This window comes from Nostoc sp. ChiSLP03a (assembly GCF_034531215.2).
Taxonomy (GTDB): Bacteria; Cyanobacteriota; Cyanobacteriia; order Cyanobacteriales; family Nostocaceae; genus Nostoc.
On record NZ_JAVRBQ020000044.1, the window covers coordinates 75,030 to 95,136 of the forward strand.

General features: G+C 39.6%; 14 protein-coding genes. 8 read left to right on the top strand and 6 right to left on the bottom strand.

Annotated elements, in window-relative coordinates; all coding sequences use genetic code 11:
* Positions 1 to 210 precede the first annotated feature (210 nt).
* The 4 genes from RMY32_RS07235 (at position 211) to RMY32_RS07250 (ending at position 4,634) form a co-directional block, all read left to right on the top strand.
* Positions 211 to 1,182, top strand: coding sequence for a GTP-binding protein (locus RMY32_RS07235; protein ID WP_322711103.1), 972 nt, complete (start codon positions 211 to 213; stop codon positions 1,180 to 1,182).
* Between the two features lie 86 nt (positions 1,183 to 1,268).
* Positions 1,269 to 2,330, top strand: coding sequence for a WD40 repeat domain-containing protein (locus tag RMY32_RS07240; protein ID WP_322711104.1), 1,062 nt, complete (start codon positions 1,269 to 1,271; stop codon positions 2,328 to 2,330).
* A gap of 78 nt (positions 2,331 to 2,408) precedes the next feature.
* Entirely contained in the window at positions 2,409 to 2,678 is a 270-nt protein-coding gene (locus tag RMY32_RS07245) for a hypothetical protein (protein WP_322697115.1), read from the top strand.
* A 351-nt stretch (positions 2,679 to 3,029) separates the two neighbouring features.
* The gene (locus RMY32_RS07250) at positions 3,030 to 4,634 is read left to right on the top strand and encodes an NAD(P)H-quinone oxidoreductase subunit N (RefSeq protein WP_322711105.1); all 1,605 of its coding nucleotides are present in this window, start codon (positions 3,030 to 3,032) and stop codon (positions 4,632 to 4,634) included.
* A gap of 94 nt (positions 4,635 to 4,728) precedes the next feature.
* Here the strand turns inward: RMY32_RS07250 and RMY32_RS07255 are convergent, their stop codons facing one another.
* The 4 genes from RMY32_RS07255 to RMY32_RS07270 all read right to left on the bottom strand — a co-directional run bounded on the left by RMY32_RS07255 (position 4,729) and on the right by RMY32_RS07270 (position 8,481).
* The gene (locus RMY32_RS07255) at positions 4,729 to 6,111 is read right to left on the bottom strand and encodes an ATP-binding protein (protein WP_322711106.1); all 1,383 of its coding nucleotides are present in this window, start codon (positions 6,109 to 6,111) and stop codon (positions 4,729 to 4,731) included.
* An 86-nt stretch (positions 6,112 to 6,197) separates the two neighbouring features.
* Complete coding sequence (locus RMY32_RS07260; protein WP_322711107.1) at positions 6,198 to 6,740, bottom strand: methanogen output domain 1-containing protein; 543 nt, start codon at positions 6,738 to 6,740, stop codon at positions 6,198 to 6,200.
* A gap of 250 nt (positions 6,741 to 6,990) precedes the next feature.
* Positions 6,991 to 7,119 carry a hypothetical protein gene (locus RMY32_RS07265; protein ID WP_322672001.1) on the bottom strand — a complete coding sequence of 43 codons (129 nt, stop codon included), beginning with the start codon at positions 7,117 to 7,119 and terminating at the stop codon, positions 6,991 to 6,993.
* A gap of 42 nt (positions 7,120 to 7,161) precedes the next feature.
* Positions 7,162 to 8,481, bottom strand: a complete 1,320-nt coding sequence (locus RMY32_RS07270; protein WP_322711108.1) for a response regulator — start codon at positions 8,479 to 8,481, stop codon at positions 7,162 to 7,164.
* Between the two features lie 658 nt (positions 8,482 to 9,139).
* Here RMY32_RS07270 and RMY32_RS07275 point away from each other — a divergent pair.
* The gene (locus tag RMY32_RS07275) at positions 9,140 to 10,174 is read left to right on the top strand and encodes a terpene synthase family protein (RefSeq protein WP_322711109.1); all 1,035 of its coding nucleotides are present in this window, start codon (positions 9,140 to 9,142) and stop codon (positions 10,172 to 10,174) included.
* Positions 10,175 to 10,331: 157 nt separating this feature from the next.
* A complete protein-coding gene (locus RMY32_RS07280; protein ID WP_322711197.1) occupies positions 10,332 to 11,729 on the top strand; it encodes a cytochrome P450 in 1,398 nt (465 codons plus the stop codon).
* A 98-nt stretch (positions 11,730 to 11,827) separates the two neighbouring features.
* Here RMY32_RS07280 and RMY32_RS07285 read toward each other — a convergent pair whose 3' ends face one another.
* Together RMY32_RS07285 and RMY32_RS07290 are read right to left on the bottom strand one after the other, a co-directional pair.
* The gene (locus RMY32_RS07285; protein WP_322711110.1) at positions 11,828 to 17,506 is read right to left on the bottom strand and encodes an AAA family ATPase; all 5,679 of its coding nucleotides are present in this window, start codon (positions 17,504 to 17,506) and stop codon (positions 11,828 to 11,830) included.
* Between the two features lie 386 nt (positions 17,507 to 17,892).
* Positions 17,893 to 18,543 (bottom strand): response regulator, encoded by a 651-nt coding sequence (locus RMY32_RS07290; protein ID WP_322711111.1) that lies wholly within the window; start codon positions 18,541 to 18,543, stop codon positions 17,893 to 17,895.
* Between the two features lie 234 nt (positions 18,544 to 18,777).
* Between RMY32_RS07290 and lipA the strand changes: the two genes are divergently transcribed.
* Both lipA and RMY32_RS07300 read left to right on the top strand, forming a co-directional pair.
* On the top strand, positions 18,778 to 19,698 hold the full coding sequence (lipA, locus tag RMY32_RS07295) for a lipoyl synthase (RefSeq protein WP_322711198.1): 921 nt from the start codon (positions 18,778 to 18,780) through the stop codon (positions 19,696 to 19,698).
* Between the two features lie 252 nt (positions 19,699 to 19,950).
* A complete protein-coding gene (locus RMY32_RS07300) occupies positions 19,951 to 20,088 on the top strand; it encodes a photosystem I protein PsaX (RefSeq protein WP_322649390.1) in 138 nt (45 codons plus the stop codon).
* Positions 20,089 to 20,107: the final 19 nt, after the last annotated feature.

A 20,107-nucleotide genomic window follows, 5' to 3' on the forward strand; every position in this document is an offset into this window, starting at 1 on the left:
TGCAACCGAGAAAGAGAAAACGCCAGTAGACTGCCACCTTGTGAATATTTATTACTTATTACAGATGCATAAAAATAAAATTTTTCTTGATTAAATTATGTGATTATTTTGCTGAAAGCAGAAATAACAGCAAGTTCGCACAAAAATATAAAAAGATTTATCATAGGCGAAAATGATTATCCATAAGGTGAGACAAGAGGAATTTAGAGTATGGTGGCTGACGTAATCACAGATTCAGTTCCCGTTACTGTTCTTACAGGCTATTTGGGAGCAGGAAAAACGACTCTACTCAATCACATCCTCACCTACGAACACGGCAAAAAAGTTGCTGTGATTGTCAATGAATTTGGGGAAGTGGGTATTGATAATCAATTGATTATCGATGCAGATGAAGAAATATTTGAAATGAACAATGGCTGTATCTGTTGTACAGTGCGCGGCGATTTAATTCGCATCATTGGCAACTTGATGAAGCGGCGCGATAAATTTGACCATTTAGTAATTGAAACAACTGGATTAGCCGATCCTGCGCCAGTGATTCAGACATTTTTTGTTGATGAAGATTTGCAAAGCCAACTGTCTCTAGATGCGGTGGTGACAGTCGTAGATGCCAAACATATTTGGCAGCACTGGGATGCAGACGAAGCCCAAGAACAGATTGCTTTTGCCGATGTCATTTTACTTAATAAAACAGATTTAGTAGCGCCAGAAGAGTTAAATGAATTAGAAAAACGGATTCGGGCGATGAATGCGATCGCAAAAATCTACCGTACCCAAAATTCTGAACTCGGAATGGATGCTTTATTAGGTGTAAAAGCCTTTGATTTAGAACGCGCATTAGAAATCGATCCAGATTTCTTAGGCGAAGATGCCCACGTACACGATGAAACTGTTTATTCTGTGGCTTTAGTAGAAGCAGGTGCAGTTGATGGAGAAAAATTAAACGCTTGGCTTTCGGAGCTACTGCGTACCCAAGGGCCAGATATTTTTCGGATGAAAGGCATTTTAAATATTGCTGGAGAAGATAATCGATTTGTATTCCAAGGAGTCCACATGATATTTGATGGCAAACCCGATCGCCCCTGGAAACCAAGCGAAACCCCCAAAAATGAACTAGTGTTCATCGGTCGCAACCTTGATGCAGCCAAACTTAAGCAAGATTTTCTCGCTTGTCTAGCGTAAATAAAAAGTTAGGAGTTAGGAGTTATGAGTGATGAGTTAAAAATTCCTAACTTCTAACTCTTAACTCCTAACTCCTTCACATAACTATGAACACCACAACCAGCAAATCTAAGGAATTTGAACAACATTATTCCGGGACACTTTCAGATTATGTAACTGCGATCGCTTGGTCGCCACAAGGTCAAACTTTAGCAGCAACTTCCGCCGCTGGGGAAGTAGTTTTGTGGAATGATGACGAACTCACAACTTTACAAAATAGTAACGGTAAATCAGTAGACTGTCTGGCATTTTCACCAGATGGAAAATTTTTAGCTGTTGGCGGACAAGATGGACAGGTGAAAATTTGGCGCGATACTGAATTGATCGCCACGTTAGAAAATGCTCCCGCATGGGTTGACAAGCTAGCTTGGAATTACACCAGTAACCAACTGGCTTTTAGTTTGGGGCGTTATGTCCAAGTCTGGAATGCAGATACTCGTGAAATTGTCGTGACGCTGAATTTCGACAACTCTTCAGTATTGGGTATAGATTGGCGCATTGATGGGCAGTATTTGGCCATCGGTGGTTACAAGGGAGTGAAGATTTGGCATAGTCAAAACTGGGATGAAGAACCATACAGTTTAGATATGACTACTGTCAGTTTAGCTATGGCTTGGTCGCCCGATGGTAAATTCCTGGCTTCTGGCAACATGGATCGTAGTGTCACCGTTTTGGAATGGAACAACCCCGACCCTTGGGTGATGCGCGGCTTCCCTGGTAAAATTCGTCAATTGGCGTGGTCAGAAGCTATGACTAAAGTAGGTGCGCCAATACTGGCATCTTCTAGCGTTGAAGGTATTGTGGTGTGGGAAAAGCTAGAGGATGATAATTTAGGTTGGGAAGCGCGAGTTTTAACTAATCATGTGGGTGTAGTTAATGCGATCGCCTTTGCACCCAAAAGCTTCCTTCTGGCTTCTGCTGCTGCTGACGGCTGGTTATGTTTGTGGAACCAAGCCAAAGAAGTATCCCAAATTATCACAGGTGTCTCTGGAGGATTTTCTAGCCTAGCTTGGCATCCCCAAGGTAAGTTACTAGCCGCAGGGGGTGAACAGGGCGAATTAGTTGTATGGTCAAAGGTTTTGCGGGGTCAAGGATTTGGACGTAGTTAAGCAATACCTGGTAATTAAAATTGAAGCTGGGCAATTTATTAGCTATGCTGTATCAGCAAAGCTATCTTTGTGTGAATTATGAACATTGTCAAACTGATTTTACTTGCCTGTCCCGCATTTCTGGTATCTATGCTGCTGGTAATCAATCCAGCAAACGCATCCAGCCTAAAATCTGCTGATGCTACCCAATTTATGACGGTAGTATCTACACAACAAATTCCTGAGCCAACACCACATTTGATTCAAACATCTAATCCGATTATCGATCGAGTTGGTTGCAATTGTGCCAACTGTGTTCAGTCTAAATTTCAGTCGCTACAAGGTAAGCTGCCATCCGCCGATTTTTAATAAATTTAGGAGTTATGAATATTGTAGGGGCACAGCATTGCTGTGCCCTGATTAATTTTATGAGCTTTTTGTACGTGGCGATCGCATCGGTTGCGGCATAATTATTTATGATATTCGCTAAAAGTCACACCCGAAAAACGAAGTAGGAAAGTTGTTAAGTGAATCCCTGGATACTGAGAAAGCTGCTGGTAAAGTATTAAGGTTGGTGCGTTCGCGTAGCGTGCCGTAGGTGATCGCCATCTGCATCTAAGCTGTTAAGCTCTTGTTAAAAGAGCTAGTCCGGGGATTAGAAAACTTGCTAGAGTGAACAGAGTTAGCCTTAATGTCTAATCGCCAAAACCTATACATCTCATGGATTTTGCTAATATTGCATCCCAGCTAAACGCTGGAACGATTTTACCAGAGGGGATTGTTATTCTCACCCTCTTGGGGGTTTTGATTGTTGATTTGATTTTGGGGCGTACATCTGGACGCTGGATTGGATATCTAGCGATCGCAGGTTTATTTGCTTCGATTGTCGCCCTATATTTTCAATGGGACTCTCCCAATCCTATCGGTTTTACCGGTGGCTTTAATAGTGATGACTTGAGTATCGTCTTTCGCGGTATTATTGCCTTGTCTGCGATTGTGACTATACTAATGTCAATTCGCTACGTTGAGCAGAGCGGCACCGCTTTAGCAGAATTTCTCGCTATTTTGCTGAGTGCTACTTTGGGAGGGATGTTTTTATCCGGGGCTAGTGAGTTGGTGATGATTTTCATCTCCCTAGAAACCCTGAGTATTTCTTCTTACTTGTTGACAGGTTATACCAAGCGTGACCCCCGCTCCAACGAAGCGGCGCTGAAATACTTGTTAATTGGAGCTTCCAGTACAGCAATATTTTTGTACGGTGTATCCCTGCTGTATGGACTATCTGGAGGACAAACCGAACTTAGTGCGATCGCAAGTGGCATTGCCACAGCAAAAGTGGGACAATCTTTAGGTTTAGTGATTGCTCTGGTTTTTGCGATCGCGGGTATTGGCTTTAAAATCTCCGCTGCACCCTTCCACCAGTGGACACCAGACGTTTACGAAGGCGCTCCCACCCCAGTCATCGCCTTTTTATCTGTCGGTTCTAAAGCAGCTGGTTTTGCCTTAGCCATCCGCTTGTTAACAACAGCCTTCCCCCTTGTTGCTGACGAGTGGAGGTTTGTCTTCACAGCTCTTGCTGTTCTCAGCATGATTTTGGGTAACGTAGTCGCGCTAGCCCAAACCAGCATGAAACGGATGCTAGCTTATTCATCCATTGCCCAAGCTGGGTTTGTGATGATTGGCTTGATTGCTGGTACACAGGCAGGATACGCCAGTATGATATTCTACTTACTGGTTTACCTGTTCATGAACCTGTGCGGCTTTACCTGCATCATCCTATTCTCACTGCGGACGGGAACCGACCAGATTGCCGAATACTCTGGCTTATATCAAAAAGACCCACTCTTGACACTAGCGTTGAGTATCTCCCTGCTTTCCTTGGGTGGTATTCCACCATTAGCTGGGTTTTTCGGCAAGATTTACTTATTTTGGGCTGGTTGGCAAGCAGGACTTTATTGGTTAGTTTTGCTAGGCTTAGTTACCACCGTCGTCTCCATCTACTACTACATTCGCGTAGTTAAGATGATGGTAGTCAAAGAACCCCATGAAATGTCCGACGCGGTGAAGAATTATCCACAAGTGCGTTGGGATTTGCCTGGGTTAAGACCTTTGCAGGTTGGGTTGGTGGTAACATTTATTGCCACTTCCATAGCAGGGATTTTGTCAAATCCACTGTTTACATTGGCTAACAATTCCATCTCCCATACCCCATTTTTGCAAGCAACAATCAACACTAATGTAAAAGCAGAAAATCCACTGCTTTTACCAAAGTTAGATTCGGTTAGTCAGTCGGAATCCTCTGTTGATTCTACTGCCAAGATATAACTGAGTCTCAACCAGATTTTGTAATCAAAAACACGCCTGTTTGCTAATGAGCAAACAGGCGTTGTTATATCTTTTAACTTAAATTTTATAAGGCTTATTGAATAGGTATTTTAATTACAAATTCTGCACCTTTTTCTGGAACAGAAAAACAGTTAAGTTGCCCGTTATGTTTTTCAACTATAATTTGATAGCTTATATATAACCCTAGTCCAGTACCTTTACCCACAGTTTTAGTGGTAAAAAATGGATCGAATAGCTTTGAGCGAACTTGTTCATTTATCCCCAAACCATTATCAGCAATACTAACTTCTATCCATTTTTCATCGATTAGCTCAGTTTTAATTTGAATTTGGGGATTATTATTTATCAGTTTTTGATTTTCAGTTTTTTGTGTATTTACTTCTGAATACTGACTGTTGAGCGCTGATGCTTCCAGTGCATCGATTGCATTAGCAAGAATATTCATAAACACTTGATTGAGTTGACCAGGATAGCAAGTTACATTTGGTAGCTGACTATATTTTTTGATGACTTTGATTTCTGGGTACTCATGTTTAGCTTGCAGGCGATGCTCCAAAATCATCAAAGTACTATCAATTCCTTCATGAATATTGACTTGCTTAAGTTCTGCTTCATCCAGCCTGGAAAAATTACGTAGTGATTTAACAATTTCCTGAATGCGTTCTGCTCCCACTTTCATGGATTGGAAGAGTTTGGTTATATCTTGAATCAAAAAATCTAAGTCTATTTCTTCTACTTGCTGTTGGATTTCTGGAAGAGTATTTGGAAAAGCTTGTTGATAAGCTTCGATTAATTTCAGTAAATCCTGAGTGTATTTATGAGCGTGATGAAGGTTCCCATAAATAAAACTCACGGGGTTATTAATTTCATGAGCAATACCAGCTACCATCTGGCCTAAACTAGACATTTTCTCAGCTTGGATAAGCTGAGTTTGCGTAAGTTGTAGTTCATTTAATGTGTCTTGTAAAGCAGTTGTACGTTCCTCGACCCGAATTTCTAGCTCTTGATTCACTTTCTTAAGCGCTTCTTCTGCTTGTTTTCGTCTCTGAATTTCTTTGGCTAACTCATCAATTTTTTCGTTCAAGAGAACGAAATTACTGCTGGTCAGAGTTCTATTTTCCAAGCGTAAGAGAATTAAAGCTGAAGATTCAGGAGACCAAGGTTGAATAACGGCTCCTTGGCTACGACATATTAACGTTTGTCCATCATTCTTTCGTAAAGTCAAAGAGCCAATTACCATTGCCCTGCTACTTGAACAAGCTTGCAGATACTTTACAATATCGTTAGCAGGCTCAGTTACAATTTCAAAAAGCATTTTTCCCTGCAATTCTTGACGGCGTAACCCCAACATATCTGCTAATGGTTGATTGGTAGCTAACAGCTGACCCTCTCCACTTACCAGAAGTAAAGGTTCTGGTAAAACTCTGGCAAATTCAAGAAATTGTTCAGGAGTCATGGGGCTTCTACTTTCACGGTTTGACTCTACTTTACATATCTGCACTAAGCTTAATCCTGGAGTTATTTTGTTTGATAGTGAAGGATTTACACAGATTCTAGTCCCCTAAAGTATTCTCGACCTTCTGCATCTTCTGCCTCTTCTGTAAGTTTTAAGTAAACAATAACTTTACATCCAGAATTACCTTCTGCTATTGTCTCTTGCAATTCTACTTTTGCATATCCTAGATTATTAGCTGCGATCGTTCCAAAAACGTTTGAAGTCATCATGCACATGGCAGGGCGATTAAGTACTTTGTCGCCAAATGGGCAAACACGGTTGCCAAAGACAATTTTTTCATCATTCTGCTCAATAACATAAAAATCGCCCTGGATTCGTTTTTTTAAATCAATCAAGACATCAGCTACCTGCCTACGAGAAAGGTTAGATATCTCTAGGGCAGATTTATAATCTTGGTTAATCTGCCTTCCCATCCTTTCACCAACAACGCTAATAAATCCCGAAGCTTCTTTTAAACCTACTACATCCTGCAAAGTACCAGATAATTCTCTGATTAGTGTACGTAAAAATATGTCACGTTCTAAAGAAAGATTAAGCGTAGCTATTGAGTCCTTGGGTACATCGATCATAAATTTTGAGAATACAATCTTGGAAGTACACTTATAGAGTTCCCCAAAATTTCTCTAAAGTAACTACTTAATCTTTTTATTTTGAGAATTTAATGTTTGCTTTTGGTTCTAATGAAAAAATGTTCATAAGAAATTATGAGCCTTATCGTTGTGACAGTTTACGGTTTTGCATAGTCTCTTCTAGGTTAAGTCCCCATTATTTTTTCTAACCCTCCTTCAAGAGTGGGGAATTAGATCGAGTCTTACAAGGTTAGCCAGCAAAAATAATCCCAGCTTTTGGTATATCTTTTGCAAGAGAACTAGCACATTGCTGAAGAACTTCTTCAACTGCTGCAAGAGAATCTGGATCGTTACTGTGGTCTACTACTGCCTCGAACATAAATTTATGTATTATGTTAATAAACGTAAATTACTATAATTATTAAATAGGAAGTTTAATAATGAATTCTGAACCTTGCCCTATTGATGAATTTACCTCTAGAGTTCCTCCATGTTTTTCGACAACAATCTGACGAGCAATTGATAAGCCTAATCCTGTACCTTGACCCACAGGCTTGGTGGTGAATAAATAGTCAAAGATTTTTTTTTGGACATCAGCCGACATTCCCACGCCATTATCTTTAATCCTAATCAAGATATAATTTTTATCTTCAGTGAGAGTGGTTTGAATCAAAACTTGATTAGGATTTGCATCAATTTCCATATAGGTAAGTCCTATATTAGACTCCTCTAAAGCATCAATAGCATTAGCTAATAAATTCATAAATACTTGATTGAGTTGTCCGATAAAACATTCTAAGTCTGGCAATATATCGTAATCTCTAATTACTTGAATATCGGGTCGATCTTCGGATGCTTTTAAACGGTGTTTGAGAATCATAATTGTACTGTCTATACCATCATGAATGTTGCAATACACTTTGCGATCGCTATCTGCTCGAGAAAAGGTTCTCAAGCTGGTACTAATGTTGCGAATGCGCTGAATTCCCTCTTTCATTGAGGAAATTAAATTAGGTAGATCGGCAAGCATATACTTCAAATCTATCGCTGCAATTTCCTCTTGAATTTCTGGAACTGGATTAGGATAGTGCTCCTGATAAAGATCAATAATGTTAATCATGTTTTGGAAATATACTGAAGCGTGTCCAAGATTGCCATGAATAAAACCAACTGGATTATTAATTTCATGAGCAACTCCTGCTACTAATTGACCAAGAGCAGACATTTTTTCCGTCTGTACAAGCTGAAGTTGAGACTCTTGTAGGTCTTTTAATGCCCTAGATAATGCTGATGTCCTTTCTAAAACTCGTTTTTCTAAAGTTTTTGTGAGATTTCGTAATTGAAGATGGGTTTTTATTCTAGCTAATAATTCTTCTTCATGAAAGGGTTTTGTGATATAATCAACTGCCCCTATATTTAGACCCTTTACCTTACTATGAGTATCAGAATTAGCTGTCATAAAAATTACGGGTATATCACAAGTAGCTGAATTTTCTTTTAGTCTTTTGCAAGTTTCAAATCCATCTATTCCTGGCATCATCACATCTAATAAAATTAAATCGGGAAGTTGGAACTCAACCTGCTTCAGCGCTTTTTCTCCATCATTTTCTGTGAGAACTTTAAAGCCTGCATTACTTAATATGTTAAAGACAATTTCTAAATTAGTGGTAGTATCATCTACCACTAAGATTAAACTATCTTCTGGGGTATAAAGCATTTTCATATCTGGTTTTTCATTCATATATTTAAATTAATTTTATTCATTGTTAGTTATTGCCTTTTGCCTTGCGATCGCAGCTAATTCCCCTCTATTTTCTTGGTAGACAGGCTGCCAATTTATCGTCTGACAACCCTATAGTTCCCAAAAACTCTGATAACAGCAACATTTTCACGCTAAATTGCCTATAGCTTTGCGTTGGGGCGATCGCTACATGAGGAACATTAACCACCAATCTTCATTTCAGTAGAGATAAGTATCTTCCTTTCTGAAGATAGTGACTCATAAATTAGTTATCATTACCCTTGTCTTTTTACCAAATTAGTGCATTTCTAGCTCAGAAAAAGATTGTTAATGCTGTAAGTTAATTGTTTCATTTAGTCAATAGTGTCTATCATGAGTATTTTTATATGTAACTTTTTTTTACAAAAAATCTAATTACATATAATTACGCTATAGTTACAACTATGTTTTTTAAAAAACATAACTAGTTAAGTTTACAAATATTCACATAGATTTACATGCCACTAGCAGTGACGTAAGTATAATTTACACACTGTAGAATATGTGGTGTTACAATAAGTTCTTTTCAAAAATTTGTCATAGGCTTTTTATAAGTCTATTGATTTTTTCTTCTGTAATTCATGTTCAGGACTTCTGAACTTCTAAACTAATAATTGCCATGAAGGAACTACTTTCCTCCGATTTATACTGTCCATTTTCATCCCATATCAATAAGCATATTGATGTTTTAGAAGAGTATGCTCTTGAATGGGTAACTCGCTTTAACCTACTGGCAAATGAATCAGTTTATCGACGTTTCACCAAGTCAAATTTTTTCAAGCTCGTAGCAGGTGCTTATCCTTACTGCAATCTGGAAAAAATAAAGATTGCCGGTGACTTGTTCAGTTGGCTGTTTATTTGGGATGACCAATGTGATATGTCAGATTTAGGCCAACAACCTGAAGCACTTAAGCTTTTTCACCAAAGATTTATTGAAGTACTAAATGGAGCAGAACTTACAAGCAACGATATACACCTTAGCTATGCTTTAAGTGACCTACGACAACGGATGCTCCAAATAGGGAGCATAAAATGGTTCCATCACTTTGTTTTTAGCTTTGAGGAATACTTCGCTGGATGTGTACAGGAAGCAAGTAACCGCGCACAGGAAATAATACCGGATATTGATACTTATATCAGAATACGAAACTTAAGTTCGGCGGGGGATCTTACCGTAGTATTGATTGAATTTTGCGATCAATTGCTGATTCCTGATATTTTACGACAGCACAAGATTTTCAAAAAACTCAAGGAGAAGACAATTAATATTCTTGCCTGGTGTAATGATATCTTCTCGTATTCTAGAGAAATGGCAAGTGGTGATGTTCACAATTTAGTATTAGTATTGTACTATCAACAGCAACTACCTCTAGAAATAGCGATTAAGCGTGCAGTCGATATCCACGATCGAGAAGTACGAGAACTGATCGAACTAGAAGCATGTCTGCCATCTTTTGGAGAAGAAGTAGATGCTGAACTTACAAAGTATATTTCAGGAATGTATGCCTGGATACGGGGCAATCTAGATTGGTATTTTAATTCTGATCGCTATCAAACTATAGAAAGACTGGAGTTAGTAGAAACTTTAGAGCTAGATAAATCTCAAAGCAATATGCAAGTACTTTCAAACATGAAAGTTTTACTACCATCATAAGTAAAAATATACTATCTCAGAGAATATTTTTCACGATGCTCCCAACGATTTTTTTAAAGGTGTTGGGAGCATCTAAAATTTTACTGCTTCAAAGTTAATCAATATTACCCCATAACTAACAATACAAAAATAACGCAATTTCAGTATGAAAAATCAAATGCAACTACCTAATCCACTAAAAACTCCCCCTTTGCTCCAGAAAATCCAGTGGGTTGCAGACCCCGTTAGTTTTATGGAAAATGCAGCTCAGCAATATCCTGACATTTTTACTGCTGAGGTAATTGGTTTTGGGGAGACCGTAGTTTTTGTGAACCATCCTCAAGCAATCAAGGAAATTTTCACTAACGATCGGAAGAAGTTTCTGTTCGTTGGTAAAGTGAACAGAATATTTGAACCCTTAGCCGGGGAATATTCACTCCTCATGCTGAACGGTGAACGCCATAAACGGCGGCGAAAACTCACAATGCCTTCCTTTCATGGCGACAGAATGCGAGCCTACGGCTCTTTGATTTCTAATCTCACCGAACAAGTCTTTAGCCAGTTACCACTAAATCAGCCCTTCTTAGCTCGTACTGCAATGCAGGAAATTTCTCTGCAAATTATTTTACAAGCTATTTTTGGCTTGCATAAGGGAGGACGTTACGACAAAATCAAGCGCTTAATGGCGTTGCTTTTGGATCTCTTTAGCTCACCCTTTACTTCTAGCTTCCTTTTTTTCCCCTTCCTGCAACAAGATTTAGGAGCTTGGAGTCCTTGGGGATGGTTTCTGCGTCAACGGCAACAAATTTATGAATTGCTTTACGCTGAAATTGCCCAACGCCGGGAAGAACCTAATCCAGATCGCATCGATATTTTATCCTTGCTGATGTTAGCGCGGGATGAAGCGGGTAATCCGATGACAGATCAAGAGTTGCGTGATGATTTGATGACACTGATGGTAGCAGGACATGAAACAGTGGCAACAGCAATGGCTTGGGGATTGTATTGGATTCATCATTTACCGAAAGTCCGAGATAAATTGCTTCAAGAACTTGATTCCCTCGGTGATTCCCCAGATCCCATGAGCATTTTCCAACTACCTTATCTCACAGCTGTTTGTAATGAAACATTGCGAATTCACCCGATCGCAATGTTCGCGTTCCCCAGGATAGTCCAAGAACCCTGTGAACTACTAGGACATCCTTTAGCTTCTGGAACATTACTGGTTCCCAGTATTTACCTGACTCATCAGCGTGAGGATTTATATCCGCAGCATCAGCAATTTAAACCAGAACGCTTTTTAGAACACGAATTTTCTACTTATGAATTTTTGCCCTTTGGTGGTGGAGTTCGTCGCTGTATAGGTGAAGCTTTGGCTATGTTTGAAATGAAGCTAGTATTAGCAAAAGTACTGTCAGGCTATCAACTTGCTCTAGCTGGTAAGCGGCCAGAGCATCCTCAACGTCGAGGTTTTGCACTTGCGCCTGCTAATGGGGTGAAGATGGTAGTTACAGGACGACATGTGCGTGAAGAGCCTCGAGTGAATATGACAACTACATCCACATCGGTCTTTTAATAATCTGTCAGAGCGATTTTAATGAATATTATAAACGCAGCTTTTCACAAAAACTGCGTTTTTAGTACTCTTAGATTTGGACTCGATCAATTACTCATCTAGCCTTCTAACTGTTGCATTGGTATCTCAATAGTAAACTCAGTCCCTTTTCCCGGTGTAGAATTACAGGTTAAACTACCTTTGTGTTTGTCTACGACAATCTGGTAGCTAATCGACAACCCTAAACCTGTACCACTTCCTACTGACTTTGTGGTAAAAAATGGGTCAAACATTTTCTGCTGCACGGCTTTTGTCATGCCAGAACCGTTATCAGTAATCCGAATTATTGCCGTATTAGAATTTGTTAGTTCAGTAAAAATGTGAATTTGTCGTACACGATGAGAAGTCGGTGACGTATTTATACCATTTGTTAATTCTTCTCGATCGTTTACTAATGATGGATGATCTATGATGAATAACTCTTCTAAAGCATCAATTGCATTACTCAGGATATTCATAAATACCTGATTTAGTTGACCAGGGTAACAAATAACTTCCGGTAATTGTCCATATTTTTTGATGACTTCAATTTCTAGTAAATTGCTATTTGGTTTCAGTCGGTGCTGCAAAATCATTAAGGTGTTGTCTATTCCCTCATGAACATCTACAGGTTTCATTTCAGCTTCATCTAAGCGAGAAAAGTTACGTAAGCCCAAAACAATATTTCGGATACGCGAACTCCCTACTTTCATGGAATCTAGAATCTTGAGAAGGTCTTCTGATAAAAAATCTATGTCAATCTCCTCAGATTTCTCTTCAATTAGAAGGGATGGATGGGGATATTCTTGCTGATAAATAACTATCAAATCCAGCAACTCTTGGACATACTCGCTAGCATGATTGATATTGCCATGAATAAAGTTAATCGGGTTATTTATTTCATGAGCAATTCCTGCTACCATTTGTCCCAAAGCAGACATCTTTTCACTTTGAATTAATTGGATTTGGATACTTTGCAATTCTTGTAAAGTTTGTTGTAAACATTGATTTTTGTCGTTGAGTTCTTGGGTTCTTTCCTGAACCTTTCCCTCTAGGGTATGGTTGTATTCCTCCAAGCTTTCTTTAGCTTGTGCCAAGTTTTTATAAAGAATAGCATTCTCTAGGGATATTGCTGCTTGAGTGGTGAGAAGTTTGAGAACTTCTATGCGATCGCGTGTAAATGCTCCTGTTGTCAGACTATTTTCTAGGTAAAGAATCCCAATTAATTTACCTTGATTTAGAAGAGGTATAGACAATAAGCTCTTAGGTTCTTCACTAGTGATATAACTATCACTTGCTAGAAAAGAAACAGCTATTGGATCATCAATAACCAAGATTTCTCTAGAGCGTTTAACATAGTTAATCAAAGTAATGGGAACATCGTAGCTTGATTCCAGGCAAGTTGATGGAAACTCAGTATAGGTATGCTCAAAATTTGAACTTGAACAAACTGCTGTGACAGTTAATGCTAAGTTATCACCTTCACTCAAAATTAAAGCGCATTTAGAAGCTCCTGCATTCTCCATAACAACTTCCATTAAAGTAGAAAGTAGTCGCTCAAGCTCGATTTCTCCAGAGAGTGCGTGAGATGCTTTAATGAATGCGGCTAAATCTAGAGAATCAGAAATACTTGTCTTCGAGCCAATAACAGTTTGTTGATTACTTAGGGTAGATAAAGATGATATAGATATGCTATTGAAAGAAGCGCTTTCCTCGCTAGCAGGGACACTCAGTTTTTGTTGCTGGGATATAGGAGTGAGTAATTGGGGATAGCGTTTTACTAAATCGTCAACTTTGGCTTTTGCTCCCCAATTAACGTATCCATAATAGGCATCAATTAAGTAGGTTTGAGCAATTTTCTGCTTGCCCCATTTTAGATAAAATTTAGCTGCAAGTTCCTGAGCTAAAGCTACTTCATTCTTGTAGTCATGTTCTTCAGCTAGGGAGATAGCACGGTCATATTCTTCCATTGCTTCAAAATATTTCCCTTCAACTCGATACCTTTCTGCTTCTACCAAATAAAATTTATGCCAATTATTCATTGGGGCATGATATGCCCAATATTGCATCTTTTCCTGATTAGCTTGCACCCGATCGAGAATACGCTTTTGCTCTGAATCAGGTGCATCAGTGTACACCGCCAGTTTGGCCAGAGAATCGTAAAAATAGAAAAAAGGAACAACTAGTTGTCCTGTACCACTATCTAAATACTTTTCAGCTAGGGTGGCATTTTCAGCTGCTTGAGGGAACTGCTGAAACAAGTAGCATAAATGTAGTTTATGGAAATATAGATATAAAAGTCCGATTCCATCCTTGGCTTCTAAATGCAGTGGCAGCATTTTCTCCTCATCATAGGCTGCACCAATTAAACGACAAGGATTTTCTACAAACCCCAGTAAATTTAAGACACTTTGTTGATAGATACAATTCCAGTTAAACGCTCTTTCTTGCTTGATTTGCTTCAGAGCATTGCTGTAGTTTGCTATCTCGCGTTCCAGCCCTGTAAGTTCTCTACCAATGGAATAACAACAGAAGCAATAAAACTGAAGAAATAAAGCTGCAAATTCTAAATCTCCTGTTTCTATCGCTAGAGAGTAAGCTTCTAGTACAGTATTTAATGTTTCCTTAGGATGCTCCTTCCAATGACGGATACCTGCATGAAATACCTCCATAACTTTTGCTTCAACTTCTTTAGCATTGTACTTAGCCACCAAACTTAAAGCCAGTTTGCCAAAATCATAGCCAGACTGAATATCTCCCTTTTCACTACAGAGGATCGTTCCGTAAAGAACGTATGCAAAGGCAGACAAGGGGGCATTGCCATATTTGAGCGATAAGTTGATTTGTTTAAGAACAATCAGGAAAAAAAGTTCAGGAGTAACTGCATAGGCGAAAAAAAGCGCATTCGATAGAATCCGCATAACTACCAATGTTTGTTCTGCCGTCATTTCTGGCAGATCAATTAAATCCTCAATCCGCTTTTCATTTAAATTTAATGTTAGTTCAGCGATCGCTAGCTGAATATCTGACTGACTAGGATTTTCAGGCAACTCAACTTCCAACAATTTTAGAACACTTAGTGCAGTCCTGACAGATTCTAGTGCTTGGTTTTGCGCTCCATAAGCTTTAATTTTGACTTCATAAACTTTTACTTTTTCTAGCAGTGTTTTTGCTCGTGCCAACACTACCTCTACGAATTGCTCCATTTGCCTAAAGTCGCCAGCTAGATACGCAGCCTCTGCTCCTGTCTCATACAAAGCTAGGATTAGTTGATATTTAGTCTCCCAACTATCACTTGCCAGCAATTGGATGCCGATAGTTAAATACTTAACAGCAGCGGGATAAGCTGTTGATGCTAAAGCCTTACGTCCGGCAATTAGATTCATCTGGGCCAGTTCATCTCGTTTAGCTTGAGGGGAGATGAATTCTACTGCAATATTAAACTGATTGACAAGCTCAAAAATCTTTTCTTCCTGTTCTACAATAGGAATATTGTTCAATAACAGTAGCCCAATTTTTAAGTGAATTGGCTTTTTTTGTTCTTCAGGAATTAAAGAATAAGCGGCTTGCTGCACTCTATCATGGACAAATTTATACTTGGGTAGCTGTAAATTAGAATTTGAACATTGTACAGATTCTATTCCATCAACAATGAATTCTTGATTAGTATTATCTTTTGAAAAAATGCTGTAATTTTCAGCTTGTGGTAAAACTAGCCCATCAAGTAATGCTTGCCACAAATCTGATGCTGTATCTACTACAGATTTTTCATTAACGATCGCCAGAGTTTTTAAGTCAAATTGATTCCCAATACAGGCAGCCAGTTTCAAAACTTTTTGGGTATATATTGGCAATTTTTCTATTTGCAGGCCGATAAATTCTACTACATCATCCGTGAGAGCTAAATCTTTAACTCTGGAAATATCATATTGCCAATAACCAACATCAAAATTTAATACAATTAGCCCATCATCGTGTAAAGATTTGAGAAATTGAACAGAAAAGAAGGGGTTGCCTTTAGTTTTAGCAAACACCATCTGGGTGAGAGGAACAGCAACCAATTCTGGACAATGAAGTGTCTCAGCAATTAGATGATTTAAATCGCCCTGATTTAAAGGTGCTAAAGTAATTGTATTAATGATTACTCCTGCTTTTTGAATCTCCTGTAGTGTCAAATAAAGCGGATGTGCCTTGGAAGTTTCATTATCTCGATAGGAACCAACTAATAATAAACCTCCTTTTGTTTCATGCATCTGTTCTGTCTCTTCTGAAATAGAAGACAACATACTTTCACACATTAATAACTGAATTAATTTCAAAGAAGCTGTATCTGCCCATTGCAAGTCATCGAGAAAGATAACTAGGGGATGTTCTTTAGTTGTAAAGATTTGGATGAATTTTTGAAACAATAAATTGAAACGATTTTTGGCAGCGCTGCCAGAGAGTTCTGTAACCTGAGGTTGTTTACCAATAATCTGTTCGAGTTCAGGAATTACATCAATAATCACCTGTGTTTGTGTACCTAATTCCCGCAGAATTTTGGATTTCCATTGTTGAATTTGAGCATCAGTTTCTGAGAGCAGTTGCCCAATTAAGTCCCGAAAGGCTTGCACTAATCCTGACAAAGGAATGTCACGTTGAAACTGGTCAAATTTTCCTTTGATGAAGTAACTACGCTGCCGCACAATAGGTTTGTGGACTTCATTAACCACGGCAGTTTTGCCAATGCCAGAGAAACCTGCAACTAATATCATTTCTGTTGTCCCGTCTGTCACACGCTTAAAAGCAGCAAGTAGAGTTTCAACTTCACTTTGGCGACCGTAGAGTTTTTCGGGAATTACGAAACGGTCAGAGATGTCTCTGACACCGAGTTTAAAGGGTGCAATATTTCCTGTTTCTTGCCACTGGCTTTGGCACACCTCCAAGTCATGCTTTAACCCCAAAGCACTCTGATAGCGGTCTTCGGCATTTTTTGCCATCAGCTTGCTGATGATGTCAGACAAAATTAGCGGAATATCGGAGTTAATTCGGCTCGCTCTTGGCGGTTGTTTGGCAATGTGAGAGTAAACCAACTCCATCGGATCTTTGCTGGTGAAGGGTAACTGTCCGGTGAGGAGCTGAAAGAAGGTGACACCGAGGGAATAAAAATCAGTGCGGTAGTCAATACCTCGGTTCATCCTGCCAGTTTGTTCTGGGGAAATGTAAGCCAGAGTACCTTCTAAGATGTTGGGATTCGTGAGAAATTGAATTTCTCTTGGCAGAAGGGTGGCAATACTAAAGTCGATGAGTTTGATTTCATCTGTGCTAGGGTTTATGAGGATGTTGGCAGGCTTGATATCTTTATGAATGATGCGATCGCGATGCAGTCTTTCCAAGGTAAAAGCAATTTTAATCGCAATGTGGAAAAACTCGTTCAGGGAAAGCCAGTTTTCCTTTTTTCCTTTGCCCTCTATTCGCCAGTTTTGGAGGGAAATGCCACCAAAGTCTTCCATCACCAAAACATAGCTGTTACGGTAATTTTCTAAGCTATAGGTTTTGACTATGCCAGGAAAATCGAGGTTTTTGGTGATGATATATTGATTTCGGAACTGAGCTATTTCCGCAAAGGTAGGATATTCATTCCGCATCAATTTGAGAACGACTGATTTTTGGTTTTCTTCTCTAATACCTCGATAAACTAGAGTTTTACTGCCTGAGTAGATTTGTTCAGTAATGCGATAACCAGGAAACGAATATAATGTATCTAATACTACTAACATTGCGGACTATGCTCATAATTATTGTTTCTATGGCTTATTATTCCCGCGCAAAGACTATCCTCATCATGAAAGAGGATTTTTTTGTTTAATTTGTATTAGAAAATATGACTTTTAATATATTTTTATTACTAAATATTTGAATCTTAAACTGTATGTTTTCTCATCAAGTGAAGTACATATCAAAATCTCAACACAACCCTTATTTGAACTTATTAAGAGGGAAGATAAAGTACAGCTTTACCGGGCTAAGGTCAAGCTGTACCTCACTAAATAATGATGATTTATCAACATAAGTGTTTTTGAACTAACTATTTTTATCCGCTTTTAATCGGACACCAGTATAGATGGTGTATTTTTGGCTGCGATAATAATAACGAGCACAAATACTACTTGATTTTTTGTTTAATAAAAGTCACAACCTGAGTTAGCTGTTTCTTCAAACCATCAATTTCTGCTTGCATTTTGACAATTTTCTCATTCAATGCATTAATTTCTGCCTCGGAGACTCCTCCAGTACTGGGGGTTGTGGTGCTGGGGGCTGTGACGCTAGCGTTTGCAACGCTAGGAGCTACTACCGTACCATTGGCGGCACCAGAGGTTGCTACTGTGCTATTTTTGACGGCAACCGCTGCTCCTACTGAGACTAGTTCTGGGCGTGGCTGTTTTGCCTTGGCCATAGCTAGCTTAATTGCACCAATTAGTTGTTTCTGATCGAAAGGTTTGCCCAGAAATTCAAAATATTCAAATGGTTCTGTGATTTTCTCAGTCACCTCTTCCTTGCGACCAGACATGATCACTAAAGGAATTTTCCTTAACTCTGGATCGGCTTGAACTTTCTGGAAAACCTCCCAGCCACTCATTTTAGGCAACAGGAAATCCAGCATAATCAGGCTGAGTTTTTCCTGAAGAATGAAATTTAGTCCTTCCACACCGTCTTTTGCTTCCAGTACCTCAAAATTGCCCGGAGGCAACATTTCTCGTACTTTTACCCTGACAACTGTAGTGTCATCGATAACTAAAATCTTGTTGCTTGCCACGACTGTTTGCTCTAACAGAAACTATAAGTGTAAATAGCGGCTTTGCCGATTGTCCTTGAGAATCCTCCCACTATATACATAATTTCTAGCAATTGGGGGATAGTATATTTCGGTATAAATGACATTGTTAGAAGTGTTTTGCAAAACTTTTGCTTGCGCTCTTTTAAATTTGTGTCATTGTGATATTTAATCAACAGACCACTACATCTATATCCGCATCTTGCTTGGATGTCTATGATTTCGTCACAACAAGCCGACCTAAAGTCTGAAATTAGGGCAATGCCTAGCTGGTTACGTCGCCCGATTGGTAAAGCCAGTGAAATCTCTACCGTACAACGCATTATTAAGCAGCGCCAAATTCACACGATTTGCGAAGAAGGACGCTGCCCTAACCGTGGAGAGTGCTATGCCCAAAAAACTGCAACTTTTTTGCTAATGGGGCCTACATGCACGCGCTCTTGTGCTTTCTGTCAAGTAGATAAAGGTCATGCACCAATGCCTCTTGATTTAGAGGAACCAGAAAAGGTTGCCCAGGCGGTGCAGCTTTTGGGATTGCATTATGTGGTGCTGACTTCTGTAGCCCGTGATGACTTGTCTGACCAGGGTGCAGGGCATTTTGTCGAGACGATCGCGACTATCCGCCAATTGAACCCTGAGACTCAAATTGAAGTGCTGACTCCAGATTTTTGGGGTGGTGCTGGTGTTGGCGAGTTAGGTCAACGCCAGCGGATAGCGATGATTGTCAAAGCTAAACCAGCTTGTTTTAATCACAATATTGAGACAGTGCGGCGGTTAACTGGGCCAGTACGCCGGGGAGCCAAATACGATCGCTCCCTCTTGGTGCTGGCTACGGTTAAAGAAATCGATTCAACAATTCCCACCAAATCAGGTTTGATGCTGGGACACGGAGAAACAGTTGATGAAGTCATTGAAGCAATGGCTGATTTAAGGGCTGTGGGATGCGATCGCTTGACTATTGGGCAGTATATGCGTCCTTCTTTAGAACATTTGCCAGTCCAAAAATATTGGACTCCAGAGGAATTCGATCGACTTGGCAGATTAGCATGGGAAATGGGATTCAACCATGTTCGTTCTGGCCCTCTGGTTCGCAGTTCCTATCATGCTGGAGAGGAGGGAGTGGGGAGTGGGGAGTAGGGAGTGGGGGGAGCAGGGGGGCAGAGGGGCAGAGGGGCAGGGGAGCAGGGGGACAAGTTTCTCCTTTGTCTCCCCAATGCCCAATGACGGCAGTTGCTCCACTTGGGGAGACCCCAAGACCGCACTGCCTTCCCAATTCCCAATGCCCAATGCCCAATTTCCAACTTCACACAAATATTCTTAAAGAATTTGAGTATTTGGTACACCAGTTTGGTATTTCTTAAAAAGTCCTGACATTAGGAGAATCGCATTATGACTGCTAAAAACAAAGATTTACCAGTTGCCGACAGTGGAGCTAAACCTCCCTACGCCTATCGCACAGGCTGGGCACTGTTCTTGTTAGCTATCAATTTTCTGGTAGCAGCCTGGTATTTCCACATTATTGAGTAGTTAGAAGTGGATAGGTGCT